Below are 15,312 nucleotides of genomic sequence, written 5' to 3'. Positions count from 1 at the left end.
CCTAGAGGGGTGACTGATCCGCTCGCTCTTCGTGTGGTTCCCGTTGACGATCGCGCCTGGCTCATCGCAGCCCTCGACGATGCGCTCGCCGGGGGTGCCCCAATTTTGCCGCTTGCCTCGGGCATCGACCCGCGTGACCCAGAGATTGAGGCACTCAAAGCGCAAAGACTTCCAGAGGGCACCGCGGTCGTGGTGCGCACTTCGGGGTCGAGTGGAATTCCCAAGGCTGTCGCGCTTTCTGCTGAGGCCTTGAAAACGAGCGCCGCCGCAACGCGCGAAGAGCTTGGCGGTGCGGGGCAGTGGCTTGTCACTCTCCCGCCAAACCTCATCTCGGGGCTTCAGATGCTCGTGAGAAGTGCCTCGACGCGCATCGAGCCCGTGTTTGCACCGCAGGGCGCGGATGCGCGCACTCTGCTCGATCTCGCAGACACTATGACCCACGAGCGACGCTACATTTCAGTCGTTCCTGTGCAGCTCACGAGGCTGCTCGACCTCGCCGAGCAAGACGAAGATGCGGCAGATACGCTGCGCCAGTTCGACGCGGTGCTTGTCGGCGGCCAGGCGGTGTCGCTCGAGCAACGCAGGCGCGCGCACCTACTCGGCGTGAAACTTCGCCGCAGCTACGGAATGACAGAGACCGCGGGCGGCTGCGTCTACGACGGCGTCGAGATCGGCGACACCCGCGTGAGGATTCGCGACGGCGAAGTGCAACTCGCAGGCAGCACGCTCGCCCTCGGGTACGTGGGCGATGAAGCCCTCACGAATGACCGGTTTGTCACTGACAAAGATCGCAACGGCGAAGACGTACGTTGGTACCGCACTGGTGACTCGGGCGAGCTTCTCGGCGGCATGCTCACGGTGACCGGCCGACTCGACCGGGTGCTCATCTCGGGCGGTGTGAACGTCTCGCTCGATGAGATCGAACGCGTCGCCCGCGAACTGCCAGGATGGGGAAGTACGGTCGCACTCGCCACCACGCACCCAGAGTGGGGTGAGCGCCCAAGCCTCGTTGTTGAAACCGAACCGGGCGCGGTGCCGTTCGATGAGGTGCGTGAGGCGATCCGCACCCGTCTTGGTGCGGCCGCGGCACCCGAGTGGGCGACCGAAACCGAGACCCTACCGAGGCTTGTCGGTGGCAAGCCCGATTTGCAGGCTATCGAGGCGTGGATCGGCACGCTGCGCCAGAGCTTCGCGCGTCTTCGCGTGCCTCAGGCAACAGACCTGACTGCGGCCGAAGGAGTACACGAGTGAGCAACAAGCACCCGAAGCGATCTGGCAACCCCGCACGCAGGGCCGCGGCAGAGCAACTCATCGCAGCGGGCGAGCGCGGCAACGTCACCGTTCGCGACTGGATCAGTGGTGCGAGGCTCCGCACACTTCCCCTCGCCGTTGCACCGATCGCAGTGGGCGCGGGAATCGCGCACATGCTTCAGGGCTTTTCGCTCACGCTCACACTGCTCGCACTCGCCGTCGCACTCTTCTTACAGATCGGCGTGAACTACGCGAACGACTACTCCGACGGCATTCGTGGCACTGACGAGTTCCGCGTCGGCCCAGCGCGTCTCACAGGCTCAGGGCTCGTAAACCCGAAACGCGTGCTCACGCTCGCACTCATATTCTTCGCGCTCGCCGCAGCGGCTGGCCTTGTCGCTGTTGTGCTCAGCGGTCGCTGGTGGTTCCTCGCGCTCGGGGCGGTAGCGATCGTCGCCGCCTGGTTCTACACGGGCGGCAAGCGGCCGTACGGCTACGCGGGGCTCGGCGAGGTCGTCGTGTTCGTCTTCTTCGGCCTGGTGGCAACGGTAGGCACGGTGTATCTGCAGACCGATGTGCAGAACCAAGAGATGTGGATCGCGGGAGCCGGCGTCGGCTTCTTCGCAGTCGCCGTGCTCGTCGTGAACAACATCCGCGACATTCCCACCGACAGGCTCGCGGGTAAACGCACGCTCGCGGTGCGGATAGGGGACCTGCCCTCACGCATTCTCTTTGTGCTCTGTGTGCTGCTGCCGTTTGGTGTGCCACTGCTGTACTCAGCTGTGCAGCCCGGAATGGTGCTCGTGTGGTTCGTGCTGGTGGCGGCACTCCCAGCAATGATCATCACGCTTACTGCCAAGACCGCGCGAGAACTCATCATCGTGCTGCAGCTCACGAGCATCTCCGCCCTCGCTTACGGTGTGCTGCTCGGTTGCGCGTTCGCGTTCTGACCGCGCAGTTCGCTTCACCAGCCAGTTACGGCCCTCGTGCTGGCCTGCCCAAACCAGTATCGTTTTTCCTAGGGCACCATGACCACATCATCCTCGCAATCGCTTCCCCGATCGCTCGCCAGACTTTGGCCGTTCGTCAAACCTGCCATGCCACGAGTCATCGCCGGATTGTGTGCAGCGATGCTTGCGACCGCCGCGAGCCTCGCCATACCGCTCCTGCTGCAGTGGGTCGTCGATGGGCCATTAACGTCGGGCAACCGGCAAGCGCTCGTGTGGGCAACCCTGGGTGTGCTCGCTCTCGGCATTGCTGAGGCCGCGTTCATTTTTCTGCGACGCACATTAGTGCTGCGCCCGATGACCGAGGTCGAGTTCGAGATTCGCCAGTCGTTCTACGAGCGGTTGCAGCGCCTATCGGTGTCGTTCCATGATCGTTGGCAGTCGGGTCAGCTGCTCAGCCGCATGATGCAAGACATTGGCCGCATCAGGCGCTGGCTCACCTTCGGCGCGATCATGCTGTTTGTGAACTTGCTCACCATGCTCGCGGGCATTGCGTTGCTGTTCCGCTGGCACTGGGCGCTTGGGGTTGTGTTTTTCCTCTGCTCGCTTCCTATCTGGATCGTTGGGTACCGCTTCGAGCAGAAGTACGGCACACTCTCGCGCACGAGCCAAGACCAGGCGGGCGACCTCGCAACGTCGGTCGAGGAGAGCGTGCACGGGATCCGCGTGCTCAAAGCCTTTGGTCGCGGAGGCCACGCGCTCGGCCAGTTTCGCCTGAAGGCCGAGTCGCTGCGTGGCACCGAGATGCGCAAGGCCCGCGAGGTCGGCGTCATGTGGTTCGCCTACGACATGGTGCCTGCGATGGCGCTCGGACTCTGCCTACTCACCGGAATCGTGCTCGTCAGCCTCGACCACATCACGGTCGGCGAGTTGTTCGCGTTCTTCGCGCTCGCCGCAGCGCTTCGTTGGCCTATGAATTCGCTCGGGTTTCTTTTCTCGTTCATGATCGACGCGCGTACCTCGGTCGATCGTGTGTTTGAGGTGTTCGATACCGAGATTGAGATTGCGGATCCACCCAGCCCCCGCACCGCCGACCACTCTCGTGGTGAGCTCGCGTTTCGCAATGTGAGCTTCCGGTTCCAAGACGCGAGAAGTGGGGAGCGAGATCTGGTTGACGGGCTCGACCTGGTGCTCAGGCCGGGTGAAACTATGGCGCTCGTTGGTGCGACCGGCAGCGGAAAAACGACGCTCACGACGCTTCCGACCCGGCTCTACGACGTCACCGGGGGTGCGGTAGAGCTCGATGGGGTCGACGTGCGCGAGTTGAAACTCGAAGACCTGCGCAGACACATTGGTATCGCCTTCGAGGAGCCGATCCTCTTCTCGGCGAGCGTGCGCGAGAACGTGCTGCTCGGTCGCGAGGATCTCGAACCCGGGAGCCCCGAGGCCGAGCGTGTGCTGCGCGAGGCACTCGAGGTCGCGCAGGCGGGGTTTGCGTACGAACTACCCGAAGGCGTCGACACCCCAGTTAGCGAAGAGGGGCTGAGCCTGTCAGGCGGCCAGCGCCAGCGGTTAGCACTCGCGCGGGTCGTTGCGGCGGCCCCGAGTGTCTTGGTGCTCGACGATCCACTCTCTGCGCTCGACGTCGATACCGAGGCGATGGTCGAGCAAGCGCTCAGGCGCGTGCTCGCGACCACGACCGCCCTCATCGTCGCGCATCGACCCTCGACGGTCGCGATGGCGGATCGAGTGGCCGTGCTGCGAGACGGCCGCGTTGTCGAGGTTGGCACGCACAGCGAACTGCTGAAGTCGAGCGAGCACTACCGGTTCCTGTTCTCAACGCTCGAGGAAGGGGTTGACTCGTGAGCGGCGAGAGCGTGCGCGGCACGCAGGGGGAGGATCGCCACACGTATTCGCGCGAGGAAAGTCGAGCGATCAGACGCCGCTCGCTCAGGCTCCTCGGTTCGCTGCTGCGTCCGTTCCGAAAGCTCATCGCCCTGACCGCGGTGGTCGTTGTGGTGTCGTCGGCACTGAGCGCTATCGGACCGAGCCTCATCGCCTATGGCATCGACACCGCGCTTCCGCGTGTGATCTCAGAGGGTGACTGGGTACCGGCAGTTGGCATCACCATCGCGTACCTCGCCGTTGGCGGGGGCGGCGCAGCGCTTCTCGGCTGGTACGTCGTGCTCATCGCAAAGCTCACCCAGTCGGTCATGCTTGAGCTGCGAACGCGCATCTTTCGTCACACGCAACGCTTGAGCCTTGAGTTTCACGAGGGCTACACCTCGGGCCGCATCATTTCGCGACAAACGAGTGACCTCGAGTCGATCCAGGAACTGCTGGGTGGGAGTCTCAGCGAGCTCATCAACGCCGTTCTGCTCGGAGTGTTCACTCTCGCCGCTCTGTGCCTTCTCGACTGGCGCAGCGGACTCGTGGTGGTCAGCATGGGGGTGCCGCTCGCGCTCCTGCTCTGGTGGTTCATTGTGCAGTCGCAGAAGGGATATCGCGCGACGCGAGTGGTCAGCGCGAGGCTCATCGTGCAGTTCGTCGAAACGATGACCGGCATTCGCGCGGTGCAGGCGTTTCGTCGCGAAAAGCGCAATGACCGCGAATTCGCCAAGGTTTCAGAGGACTATCGCGTCGCAAACCTGAGGGTGATCAATCTCTTTGGCGTGCTCGATCCCGGGCTCATTCTGCTGGGCAATATTTCGATCGCACTCGCACTCGCGTGGGGTGCGTTGCGGGTGCTCGACGGTTCGCTCGCGATTGGCGTGCTACTCGCGGCGCTGCTGTACGTGCGCAACTTCTTTGGTCCGCTCGAAGACGTGGCGATGTTCCTGAACTCGTATCAGGCTGCGGTTGCGGCGCTTGAAAAGGTGTCAGGGGTGCTCGAGGAGGAGCCGACAGTTGAAGACCCGGCACATCCCGTCGAACTGGGCAGCGTGAACGGCACCCTGAAGTTCGACAACGTGAGCTTTGGGTATGACGAGCACACGACCGTGCTCAACGATTGCAACCTCAAAATCTTGGGCGGTCAGACCGTCGCTCTTGTTGGCACGACCGGTGCTGGCAAGTCGACACTCGCGAAGCTCATTGCGAGGTTCTATGACCCGAGTTCGGGTCGGTTGCTGCTCGATGGTGTGGATCTGCGCGACCTCTCGTCAACCGACCTTCATCGCGCGATTGTCATGGTGACCCAAGAGGCGTACCTCTTCAGCGGCACGGTCGCCGAAAACATTGCGCTCGGCAACCCCGACGCGACAGCCGAAGAGATTCAGGCAGCCGCTCGTGCTGTCGGTGCTGATGAGTTCATCATGGAGCTCCCAGATGGGTACGACACCGACGTGAACAAACGCGGAGGGCGCGTCTCGGCGGGTCAGCGGCAACTCATCTCATTCGCCCGTGCGTTCCTCGCAAACCCTGCGGTGCTCATTCTCGATGAAGCAACGGCCTCGCTCGACCTGCCGAGCGAGCGACTCGTTCAGGATGCGCTCCAGCGATTGCTCGCCGACCGAACAGCGATCATTATCGCGCACCGCCTCTCGACTGTTGCGATCGCAGACCGGGTACTGGTCATGGAGTCTGGGCGAGTCGTCGAAGATGGGTCGCCCCAGCAGCTCATTAGCCAGGGTGGTCGCTTCTCCCACCTGTACCGCGCATGGAAGGAATCGCTCTCCTAACGGTTCCTGGCGACTCGCACCTGTGCGGAGTACGCTGGCGGCATGTGCGCATCGTATGGTCTTGGCGGCGGCGACGGCCGAGCCCTGCCCTATGACCTGCCGCCGATGAGCGACCCGGCGAACATGGCGCTGCTCGCCCAGTGGGCCACCGAGTGGGGCGGCAAAGCAAACACGACGCGCTCGCAAAAGAAGGGCGTGAACCTCAACCCGGTCATTTCAGTCGACGAAGACGGTCGGCGCATCGATCTGGCCTGGTGGTGGTTGCACGTCGGCGGTGCTCCCGCGAAGTTCACCGCGTTCAACTCCCGTGACGATGCTCTCGTCACTAAGTGGCGCAAGCCGTTTCAGCACCGAGCCATTATCCCGGCCGACTGGTACTTCGAGGGTAAGAAGCGCTGGGCGCTACCCGACGGCGCACTCTTCGGCATTGCAGCAATACTCGCACCGCGCTCACTCGAAGATGGTGGATCGGGCCTGAGCTATTCAATGGTCACCCGTCACGGCGTGGGTGAGGCTTCGACAGTCGTGTCGTCTCGGGGCGAATCGCGCATGCCGCTGGTTTTGCCGCGAGAGATGCATGATACGTGGCTCGATCCACAACGGCCCGGCGACGCCGACCTCGTCGCCGAAGCGCTCGTTGCGTCGGAAGAGATTTCGTACGCGATGACGACCGGTGAAGCCGAGCCCGGATTGCACGCGACCCTCTTCTGAGCATCTTCTCTCTGGGCGTTCAGGTTGTTTGTCTGGGGCGACGGGTAGTGTTCAGCATTGTGAGAATTCGGGAAACTACTTCGATCGGGAGCACATCACGTTTCGACGCTGCTGCAGCGGATGAGACGCTGCGTGAACTGGAGCAGCAGTACGCAGACGGCGAGATCGAGCCGCACGCCTATTTCGAGAAGAAACGCATGCTGGTAAGGCTGTTCCTCAAGGCGACGACCTCACCGCGTCGACCAGTGCGCGACGAAGACGTTTAGAGCCCAGTTACCACCTAGTATGAGCGTATGGGGGCTCGGGGTGCGCGTAAGCGCAGTAAAACCAAAGGCTGCGGTTGTCTGATCGTCATTGTCGTCGGCATCTTGATGCTTGTTGCGGGGGTGCTGGGCTTCATGACCGACGAGGAGTTTTCGTCTTCTCGGCCAGATGCCATACCTAGAAGTGATGAAACGCCATTCAACGATGACGACTCAACTGTCACTCATGCGACCTTCATTTCAATAGTCGACGGCGACACAATTGAAACGGATCTGGGAACTGTTCGGCTCATAGGAATCGACACTCCAGAGCGAGGTGAGTGCGGATATGCGGAGGCAGCAGCGGTCATCGATCAGCACATCGAGGTCGGTGATGAGATTCTTCTTCGTCTGCCGGCTGGGCAGAACGACACTGACAGGTACGAGCGTCTGCTGCGCTACGTTTCGACCCAGGAAGGCATCGACATCGGGCTCACCCAACTGATGGCAGGCTCTGCGGTTGCGCGGTACGACTCACAGGATGGGTACCCGGAACACCCGCAGGAATCGTCGTATCGTGAAGCTCAACTCGCTGTTCTACTCGAAGATGGCACAGTGCAGGCGACTGGTTGCGAATCGAAATCTATCCCGGATTATGAGTCTCCCCAGCCAACTGAGGCCCCTAGCGCAGACGCAAGCTGGTGGAGCTCTTATCCCTCGTGTGCGGCGCTCAAGCGGAACACCGTGGGTCACCCGACGGGCCCGTTCAGCGTGTCTGATCCCGCACAACTCGAGATCTATAACTGGTTCGCACATGGCACTGGCCACCGCGGCGACGGTGACGGTGATGGCCTCGCGTGTGAGTGAGCGTACCTGGTCGCGGTCGATCGCATTTAGTTGCGTGCAGCGCGCTGTTTCTTCTTGATCTTCCCGTTGGGTTTCAGCGTGTAGGTAATTACTTGACCGCCCGGTGCGAGGACTCCGAGCAGCAGGAGAATGATCGGCACGATCAAGACCGTAACTATTCCGAGAAGGATCAGTAGGAGGATTCCTCCGCAGCCCCACCGATTACGTTTGTATATGACGACCTGATGTTCGTCGGCGTACCTGACTTCGAATCCTCGCTGCATTGCGTCATCGAAGATGCGCGCTAGCTTCGGGTGCGAGGGGCGATTGATACTCGTATGCGACATGTTGTCAGCTTAATGCGAGAGAAAAGCTTAACCCCCGAACCCAGTTATAAACAGTGATTCGGGGGTTAAGTGCTGCCTAGCAAATGGCGGAGACGGGGGGATTTGAACCCCCGGTCAGGTTTAACCCCGACCCTTCATTAGCAGTGAAGTCCGTTCGGCCGCTCCGGCACGTCTCCATGCGCAGGCAGCGCCATTTAGTCTAACGGCAATTTGCTGAGCGCGGAAATCAGCTTGCTAGAAACTGGTGCGCCCGGCCGAGCACGAGGCGGTGCTTGCGGATTGCCCAGTGATGTTCTCAGGTAGAACAACAGGCCCCTCGGTTTCCGTGCCCTCGGTTGTGCCCTCTGGCGGAACAGTCTCGGTGCCGTCTGCCGGGGTTTCCGGCACAGTCTCTGGTGCTGTTTCTTCGGTCTGCTCGACAGCTGCGCCTTCGCCTACGCCCGCAACGTTAAACGACTGACCACTCTTTACGAGGTCGAACAGCGTCTGTGCAGACGTGTAATCGGGGGTGAGCCTGCCCTCCTGATACGGGTGAGCGTACGTCGGGTACTGCACGAAGTTGATGTTGTCGAGGTTGATGTCTTTCACGGTGCCTGCGGCGGCCTGCATGAACTGAACGCTCTTCATGCTCTCCGAAAGCGTCATGTTATCCACGGCAGCCTTCGCGAGGCTCCAGACCTTGATTGGGTCTGAGAGGGTCTCCGCACTCTTCAGCTTGCGCATGAGCGAAGACATGAAGACCTGCTGGTTGCTGATGCGAGCAACGTCACTACCATCGCCGACACCGTAACGGGTGCGCAAGAACTGAAGCGCGTCCCAGCCCTCAAGCGTCACGTCACCAGCGGGCAGGTTGAGGTCTGTGTTTGGGTCAACGATCGGCTGGGCGAGACACACCTCGACTCCGCCGATGGCGTTCGAAATGCCGACCACGCCATCAAATGTGATGACGGCGGCGTACGGAATCTCCATACCAGTGAGTTCCGAAATCGTGCGCACCACGCACGGCAGACCGCCGTACATCATGGCGCTGTTGAGCTGCTGCTCACTCATCGCGGAGTAGTAGTTGTCGACTCCGTCTTCGCTTGGGCAGCTCGGGATCGGCACCATCAGGTCACGAGGAAAGCTGATGACGGTTGCGTTCTGGTGATCCGCCGAAATGTGGAGCAGCAGATTGACGTCGTTGAGTTCGCCTTCTTCGCCGTCGTTGTAACTCTGGCCTTGCCGCGTGTCTGAGCCCGCAAGGAAGATGTTGAGCTCGCCCTCAATCGACTGCGAGCCAGCGCCAACAGCATCGGGCGCAGGCACGGGAACGCCGAGGTCAATCGTCTCTGCGTCGCGCACAATGCCCCACACGGCGTATGCAGCGGTGGCGACACCACTGAACCCGATAACCAGCAGCGTAGTGAGCACAACGCGCGTGAGATTTCGCCACGAACTCGAGCGGCGCAATTTGCCGTGGCGCACGACAGATCGGCGCGGCTCCTCGCACTCATTCTTTTTCGCCATCGGATCCCCTTGGTTAACTTCGCGGCACAACTCAAAAACCGCACTAACGTTCAAATTTACCCGATGAGCCTTTGAAGCAGCCTGGAATGGCACGTAGCTACCACCCAATGCCCAGGAAGTTCAAGCCCTACCGCAGATCGTGCCGAAGTTTCTATTGTGGGGAGAGGTCAACAGAAAGGGGACCCACAATGCGCTATGCCGAACCGCCGTTCCAAGCTCGGGGGCCTGTGAGTGAGCAATTGCTGGCCGCTCTGGGTGCTCCCACCTCGGAATCAGAAGAAACACTTGCTGGCTTCGACGAACGGCTCGCGCACGCACTGAGCCACGTGAACGACATTCTGCGCGATGACGATTTGCAGGTGAGCCTCTTGGTGCTACACGGTTTGCACTATGGATCGGTCGTTGACGCCGACGAGGAGTGGGAATGGCACCCGGTGATGGTCGCCGCGCGAGTCGCGATTGAGCGCGAGTTTGAACGCCAACTGCGGGAAGTCGTTCCTGAAGTGCCTCTGCCGAAGCCAGAAGCGGAGGCCGTGGCTTCAGCACTGTTCGAGCTAACAAAGCCAACCCCGGGCCCGAGCCTCGCGCGGTTTATCGCGAAGCGGGCGACCGCAGAACACGTGCGCGAGTATCTCGTGCTGCGATCCGTGTACACCCTCAAAGAGGCAGATGCGCAGACCTGGACGATCCCGCGTCTCAACGGACGCGTGAAGGCTGCGCTCGTCGAGATCCAGACCGATGAATACGGTGGCGGCCGCGAGGAACGTATGCACTCGTCGATATTCGCGAAGGCTATGCGTGAGTTCGGGCTTGACGACACCTATGCTGCGCATCTCGATTCGGTTCCGGCGCTGATCATCGCCTCGTTCAACATGATGAGCATGTTCGGTCTGAACAGGCGTCTTCGCGGTGCCAGTGCTGGTCACTATGCGGCGTACGAAATGACGTCGTCACTGCCGAACCGAATGATCGGTGACGGGATTCGCCGCTTGGGGTTTGGGGAAGCGGTGTCGGATTACTTCGATGAGCACGTCGAGGCGGACGCAGTGCACGAGCAGATAGCTGGGCGAGATCTCGCGGGAGGGCTCGCAGAGCAGGAGCCACAATTGCTCGCAGACATTGTCTTTGGCGCGAACGCGTCGGTGTGTATCGACGGTTGGGGTGCAGAAGAGGCACTCGAGGCGTGGATCGCGGACCGTTCTGCACTGCGGCAACCGTTTGCCGTGGGAGAACAATCACACCCTGCAGATGCACTCGAGATGGAGGGGGCGAAGTGATGACCAACTCCGAGATAGTTACCTGCGCCAATGGTCCTCTGCTTATTCGTGGCGACTTCGAACTCGTGGATTCAAGCGGCGAAACTATCGATTGTCGACGGCGAACCGTCGCACTGTGCAGATGCGGGGCGTCGAACATCAAGCCGTTTTGCGACGGAACCCACAAGCTCATGGGGTTTCGAACCGAGCCCACAATCGAGGAAACCCCCGGCGAAAACTAGGTCTCACCGGGGGTTTTGGCGGAGGGTAGGAGATTTGAACTCCTGAGACGGGATCACCGCCTGCTTGTTTTCAAGACAAGTTCCTTCGGCCGCTCGGACAACCCTCCGCGGAAAAGCCTAGCAAACGTTGGGCCATGCTCCTATTTGAGAAGCTCAGGAAAACGTTTGCGCAGCGCGAGCAAGAGCCCGCTCTCTTCGACTGAGGCGGTCACATGTGTCGCCGCTTCCTGTACCTCTTCCACTGCTTGGCCCATGGCAACTGACATGCCGACTCGGCCCGCCCAGCGCAGCATCTCGAGGTCGTTGCGCCCGTCACCCGCCGCAAACACGTTTGCTGGGTTCACGCCGATCTTGGCGCGCACAACCTCAAGGGCGCTCGCTTTGGTGACGCCGTGCGGTGCGATGTCGAGCCAAGCGGTGCGGCCGACGGAATATGACACGTGCGTGAGGCCGAGAGATTCGACGGCCGACAGAAACTCCTCGACGTGATGGTCGGGCGAGAACACGATCACTCGCGCGGCCTGCACACCGAGTAGGTCTTCGAAGTCGACCTTCTCTTGCTTCGCAGGCAGTGTGCCAGCGGGAATCGGCTTGGTGTAAAGAAAGTTGCCATCCGCAAGTTCGACAGAGAAGTGTGCGGTCGTGAGTAGCGGACGAATCTTGAGCAGCGCATCGGTCGGGTCGAAAGCCTCGACGTGCTTGCGCCGGTACGAGCGCGTAGCGAGTGGATCGCGCTTGAGTGTCACCGCCCCATTTGCCGCGATGACCCAGTCGGGGCGAATGCGCAGCTCTTCGACGATGGGAATGGTCGCATCGGTCGAGCGACCGGTCGACACAATGACTTCGTGCCCCGCATTGTGGATCGTGCGAATAGCATCACCGAGGTCGTCGTCGATGACGCCGCCAAACGGGTTGTCACCCACACCTGCTGAACCGTGCCTGAGTACGGTCCCATCGAGATCAAGGGCAACAATGTGGCGATCTGTCACGTCAATGCTTTCTGGTTCGGGGTGAGTACTTCGAGTCCGCCTAAGTAGGGGCGGAGCGCCTCTGGCACGATGACACTGCTGTCGGCTTGTTGGTGCGTTTCAAGTATCGCGACGATCCACCTCGTGGTCGCGAGCGTGCCATTGAGCGTCGCAACCTGCGCGGTCTTGCCGCTCTCTGTGCGGTACCGGGTCTTGAGCCTGCGCGACTGGTAGGTCGTGCAGTTTGAGGTCGAGGTGAGCTCGCGGAAGGTGCCCTGTGTCGGCACCCAGGCCTCGACGTCGAACTTGCGCGCGGCGCTCGAGCCGAGGTCGCCTGCTGCCGTGTCAATGACGCGGTAGCTCAGGCCGAGTGCCTGCAGCATGTCTTCTTGCCAGGCAACGAGTCGGTCGTGCTCTGCGTTTGCTTCGTCTGGCGTCGTGTAGACGAACATCTCGAGTTTGTTGAACTGGTGCACGCGCAGAATTCCGCGGGTGTCTTTGCCGTGTGAGCCAGCCTCGCTGCGGTAGCAGGTCGACCATCCGGCGTAGCGGATCGGGCCTTCTGAGAGGTCGAGAATCTCGTCGGCGTGATACCCGGCAAGTGCAACCTCGCTCGTACCTGTGAGGTACAGGTCTTGATCTTGCAGGTGGTACACCTCGTCTGAGTGCTCACCGAGGAAGCCGGTGCCCGCCATGATCTCTGGCTTCACGAGAGTGGGGGTGATGAGCGGCACGAATCCGCGGGAGATCGCCCGATCGAGAGCCATATTCATGAGGGCGAGTTCGAGCCGTGCGCCGACGCCGCGGAGGAAGTAGAAGCGTGCTCCCGAGACCTTCGCACCGCGTTCCATATCAATCGCGCCGAGCATCTCACCGAGCTCGAGGTGGTCACGCGGTTCGAAGTCGAACGTTGGAATCTCGCCAACCGTGCGCAGCGTCACGAAGTTGTCTTCGCCGCCAGCAGGTACCCCATCGAGCACGATGTTCTCGATGCGAGAGGCGATCTCCTCAAACTCGAACTCGGCGGCTTTCGCCGCAGCGTCTGCTGCCTTCACGCCAGCGGCAAACTCTTGCGCGGCCGCGATGAGTGCGGGCTTCTCTTCCTTCGAAGCAGCCTTTACGCGCTCACCGACAGACTTCTGCTCAGCCCGGAGGCGCTCGAACTCAGCGAGCGAACTGCGACGGGCGGCATCGGCAGCGAGCGCCTGATCTACCAATGATTCATCATTTCCCCGGGCGCGCTGTGAGCGCTTGACCGCGTCGGGATCGTTACGGAGCAGTACTGGATCGATCACCCCATAAGCCTATCGCGCGCTTCCCATTACGATTGAGCCATGACACAGGGAGCCCCGGGTGCAGAGCAAGCGCGAAGCTGGCCGCACGCGGCGGTTGTCTATCAGCCCGTGAAAACACAGCTTTCGCTCCTGCGATCCACTGTTGGTCGCGCTGAGGCGCGAGCAGGGTGGGCGCCGACCCGGTGGTACGAAACTGAAGCGCACGATTCGGGAACGGGCGCGGCGCGGCAGGCAATCGCAGACGGCGCGAGCGTCGTGCTCGGGGCGGGTGGCGACGGCACGATCCGCGCGATCGCCGAGGGGCTCGGGCACACGCGCGTGCCGCTCGCGATTATTCCGCAGGGCACGGGCAATTTGCTCGCACGCAACCTTGGTGTGCCGCTCGGTGATCTTGCCGCCGCAGTTGAGGGAGCGTTTTTTGGGCGCAATCGCCCGATCGATCTCGGCAGAATGACGATCGTGCGCCCGCCCGACGCCGAGGGTATCGAACGCGAAGACGAGCACGCGTTTCTTGTGTTGGCAGGCATGGGGCTCGACGCGCGCACGATCCGCACCACGAAGTCAGAGCTGAAGCGGCGAGTCGGCTGGCTTGCTTACGTCGATGCGGGCGTTCGCACGATGGTGAAGGATCGCCCGCTCAACATCCATTACTCCGTCGACGGCGGCCCCGCGCACGAACTCACGGTCTACACGGTGATGATCGGCAACTGTGGCCTGCTTCCGGGCGGTGTGCTGCTCATACCCGACGCGCACATCGATGACGGCCTCCTCGACGTCGTGGCGCTCACTCCGCTTGGCCCGTTTTCCTGGCTGCGTATCTGGAACAAGATCGGGTGGGAAAACGGCGTACTCCGCAAGTCGAAGGTCGGCCGCCGCATCATCGACCTCGTGAATGACACGAAGAGCGTGAACTATCTCACCGCACGAACCTACGCGCTTTCGGTACCGAGGCCAGAGCCGGTGCAGCTTGATGGTGATGACTTCGGGCTCGCGATTGCGGTGCGCGGTGTGGTGGATCCGGGGGCACTCATCGTTCGCGTTCTGCCGAATTGGCTGCCGCTCATCTGACAGCTACGAGTCGACGCCCTCGATCACTTCGCGCAACCAGTCTCTGGCATCGCGAAAGTTGTCGTCGTCGTGCACATCGTGGATCGTCGCTGCTACGCGATCCGCCCGCACGTATGACCCGAGAAACACGACGCGCGGACTAAAACGCTTTACACCGAGCAGTGCGTCGGCGACGCGCTCGTCTTTCACGTGCCCTTCGGCGTCGATGACGAAGCGGTAGCGGCCCATGCGGTCACCGATTGGCCGCGAGGCGAGGAGTGTGAGGTTCACGCCGCGGGTTGAGAACTGCTCGAGAAGGTCGAGGAGCGCACCTGAGCGGTCCTCGGGTAGCTCGACGATGAGCGAGGTCTTGTCGGCGCCGGTCGGCTCGCCCATTGGCACCGTGCGGCTCACGAGCACGAAGCGCGTCACCGCGTCAGGGTTTGCGGCGAGTCCTGACGCGAGCACCTCGACGTCGTAGTGCTCCTCGATACCGGGGGAGCGATCGCCGCATCGACCCCCTTGTTCTCAAAAAGGTCTGCTGCGGCCTGCACATTCGAACTTGCCTGCATGTATTCGTGCGCGGGCACCTTGGCATCGAGCCAAGTGCGGCACTGACCGTACGCGACCGGATGACCCGCAACGACGGTGATGTCTTCGAGCTTGGTGCCGGGACGCGCGACGAGCACGAAGCTCACGGGAACCAGGTACTCGCCGATAATGCGAAGGCCGGGAATCGTCGCGAGTGCGTCTTGCGCGACCGTGACACCGCCGTCGATCGAGTTCTCGATCGCGATCATTGCGGCATCGCTCGCGCCCGTCACCACATCGTTGAGCGCCTCACCCACATTTGAGACTGGGTGCCACTCCTGCCCTTGCGCCTCTTCGACCTGCTTGAGCGCTGCCTCGGTAAAGGTGCCCGCCGGCCCCAGGTAGGAGTAGCGGCGGGTTAGCGTGGGGCTCTGCGACATGTT

The 15,312-nt window shown here is 61.8% G+C and carries 14 protein-coding genes, 2 tRNA genes and 1 pseudogene; 10 read left to right on the top strand and 7 right to left on the bottom strand.

Annotation, left to right across the window (positions count from 1 at the left end; genetic code table 11):
* Positions 1–9 precede the first annotated feature (9 nt).
* The 7 genes from H9L06_RS07230 to H9L06_RS07200 all read left to right on the top strand — a co-directional run bounded on the left by H9L06_RS07230 (position 10) and on the right by H9L06_RS07200 (position 7,698).
* Entirely contained in the window at positions 10–1,251 is a 1,242-nt protein-coding gene (locus H9L06_RS07230) for an AMP-binding protein (protein ID WP_246454299.1), read from the top strand.
* Entirely contained in the window at positions 1,248–2,201 is a 954-nt protein-coding gene (locus H9L06_RS07225; protein WP_187554562.1) for a 1,4-dihydroxy-2-naphthoate polyprenyltransferase, read from the top strand. Before H9L06_RS07230 ends, H9L06_RS07225 begins: the two co-directional genes overlap by 4 nt.
* A gap of 78 nt (positions 2,202–2,279) precedes the next feature.
* Positions 2,280–4,064 carry an ABC transporter ATP-binding protein gene (locus H9L06_RS07220; protein WP_187554561.1) on the top strand — a complete coding sequence of 595 codons (1,785 nt, stop codon included), beginning with the start codon at positions 2,280–2,282 and terminating at the stop codon, positions 4,062–4,064.
* The gene (locus H9L06_RS07215) at positions 4,061–5,878 is read left to right on the top strand and encodes an ABC transporter ATP-binding protein (RefSeq protein WP_187554560.1); all 1,818 of its coding nucleotides are present in this window, start codon (positions 4,061–4,063) and stop codon (positions 5,876–5,878) included. Before H9L06_RS07220 ends, H9L06_RS07215 begins: the two co-directional genes overlap by 4 nt.
* 42 nt (positions 5,879–5,920) lie before the next feature.
* Positions 5,921–6,589 (top strand): SOS response-associated peptidase family protein, encoded by a 669-nt coding sequence (locus tag H9L06_RS07210; RefSeq protein WP_187554559.1) that lies wholly within the window; start codon positions 5,921–5,923, stop codon positions 6,587–6,589.
* A 59-nt stretch (positions 6,590–6,648) separates the two neighbouring features.
* Positions 6,649–6,855 carry a hypothetical protein gene (locus H9L06_RS07205; RefSeq protein WP_246454298.1) on the top strand — a complete coding sequence of 69 codons (207 nt, stop codon included), beginning with the start codon at positions 6,649–6,651 and terminating at the stop codon, positions 6,853–6,855.
* A gap of 27 nt (positions 6,856–6,882) precedes the next feature.
* Complete coding sequence (locus H9L06_RS07200; protein ID WP_187554558.1) at positions 6,883–7,698, top strand: thermonuclease family protein; 816 nt, start codon at positions 6,883–6,885, stop codon at positions 7,696–7,698.
* A 26-nt stretch (positions 7,699–7,724) separates the two neighbouring features.
* On the opposite strand, the gene H9L06_RS07195 is transcribed toward H9L06_RS07200, so the two are convergent.
* From H9L06_RS07195 to H9L06_RS07185, 3 genes are all read right to left on the bottom strand, one after another.
* Positions 7,725–8,024 carry a hypothetical protein gene (locus H9L06_RS07195; protein WP_187554557.1) on the bottom strand — a complete coding sequence of 100 codons (300 nt, stop codon included), beginning with the start codon at positions 8,022–8,024 and terminating at the stop codon, positions 7,725–7,727.
* 84 nt (positions 8,025–8,108) lie between these two features.
* Positions 8,109–8,200, bottom strand: a tRNA-Ser gene (locus tag H9L06_RS07190).
* A 58-nt stretch (positions 8,201–8,258) separates the two neighbouring features.
* On the bottom strand, positions 8,259–9,530 hold the full coding sequence (locus tag H9L06_RS07185; protein WP_187554556.1) for an LCP family protein: 1,272 nt from the start codon (positions 9,528–9,530) through the stop codon (positions 8,259–8,261).
* Between the two features lie 188 nt (positions 9,531–9,718).
* Here H9L06_RS07185 and H9L06_RS07180 point away from each other — a divergent pair, with 188 nt between their 5' ends.
* Entirely contained in the window at positions 9,719–10,807 is a 1,089-nt protein-coding gene (locus H9L06_RS07180) for an iron-containing redox enzyme family protein (RefSeq protein WP_187554555.1), read from the top strand.
* Positions 10,807–11,028 (top strand): CDGSH iron-sulfur domain-containing protein, encoded by a 222-nt coding sequence (locus H9L06_RS07175; protein ID WP_187556416.1) that lies wholly within the window; start codon positions 10,807–10,809, stop codon positions 11,026–11,028. The genes H9L06_RS07180 and H9L06_RS07175 overlap by 1 nt, the downstream gene beginning before the upstream one ends.
* Positions 11,029–11,044: 16 nt before the next feature.
* Here H9L06_RS07175 and H9L06_RS07170 read toward each other — a convergent pair.
* From H9L06_RS07170 to serS, 3 genes are all read right to left on the bottom strand, one after another.
* Positions 11,045–11,135, bottom strand: a tRNA-Ser gene (locus tag H9L06_RS07170).
* A gap of 33 nt (positions 11,136–11,168) precedes the next feature.
* On the bottom strand, positions 11,169–12,017 hold the full coding sequence (locus tag H9L06_RS07165; RefSeq protein ID WP_246454297.1) for an HAD family hydrolase: 849 nt from the start codon (positions 12,015–12,017) through the stop codon (positions 11,169–11,171).
* Positions 12,014–13,291 carry a serine--tRNA ligase gene (serS, locus tag H9L06_RS07160; protein ID WP_187554554.1) on the bottom strand — a complete coding sequence of 426 codons (1,278 nt, stop codon included), beginning with the start codon at positions 13,289–13,291 and terminating at the stop codon, positions 12,014–12,016. Before serS ends, H9L06_RS07165 begins: the two co-directional genes overlap by 4 nt.
* A 39-nt stretch (positions 13,292–13,330) precedes the next feature.
* Here serS and H9L06_RS07155 point away from each other — a divergent pair, with 39 nt between their 5' ends.
* Positions 13,331–14,359 (top strand): diacylglycerol/lipid kinase family protein, encoded by a 1,029-nt coding sequence (locus tag H9L06_RS07155; protein WP_187554553.1) that lies wholly within the window; start codon positions 13,331–13,333, stop codon positions 14,357–14,359.
* A gap of 3 nt (positions 14,360–14,362) precedes the next feature.
* Here the strand turns inward: H9L06_RS07155 and pheA are convergent.
* Positions 14,363–15,309: pseudogene (gene pheA, locus H9L06_RS07150) on the bottom strand (prephenate dehydratase).
* Positions 15,310–15,312 lie beyond the last annotated feature (3 nt).

The sequence above is a fragment of the Leucobacter denitrificans genome (genome assembly GCF_014396385.1).
Taxonomy (GTDB): domain Bacteria; phylum Actinomycetota; class Actinomycetes; order Actinomycetales; family Microbacteriaceae; genus Leucobacter; species Leucobacter denitrificans.
Note: the sequence above shows the minus strand (reverse complement) of the source record. Positions and strands in the feature narration are given on the sequence as shown.

Coding starts and splice junctions, on each gene's coding strand:
- H9L06_RS07220 (WP_187554561.1), top strand. CDS start 2,280: ATGACCACATCATCCTCGCAATCGCTTCCCCGATCGCTCGCCAGACTT.
- H9L06_RS07210 (WP_187554559.1), top strand. CDS start 5,921: ATGTGCGCATCGTATGGTCTTGGCGGCGGCGACGGCCGAGCCCTGCCC.
- H9L06_RS07200 (WP_187554558.1), top strand. CDS start 6,883: ATGGGGGCTCGGGGTGCGCGTAAGCGCAGTAAAACCAAAGGCTGCGGT.
- H9L06_RS07195 (WP_187554557.1), bottom strand. CDS start 8,024: ATGTCGCATACGAGTATCAATCGCCCCTCGCACCCGAAGCTAGCGCGC.
- H9L06_RS07185 (WP_187554556.1), bottom strand. CDS start 9,530: ATGGCGAAAAAGAATGAGTGCGAGGAGCCGCGCCGATCTGTCGTGCGC.
- H9L06_RS07180 (WP_187554555.1), top strand. CDS start 9,719: ATGCGCTATGCCGAACCGCCGTTCCAAGCTCGGGGGCCTGTGAGTGAG.
- H9L06_RS07175 (WP_187556416.1), top strand. CDS start 10,807: ATGACCAACTCCGAGATAGTTACCTGCGCCAATGGTCCTCTGCTTATT.
- H9L06_RS07155 (WP_187554553.1), top strand. CDS start 13,331: ATGACACAGGGAGCCCCGGGTGCAGAGCAAGCGCGAAGCTGGCCGCAC.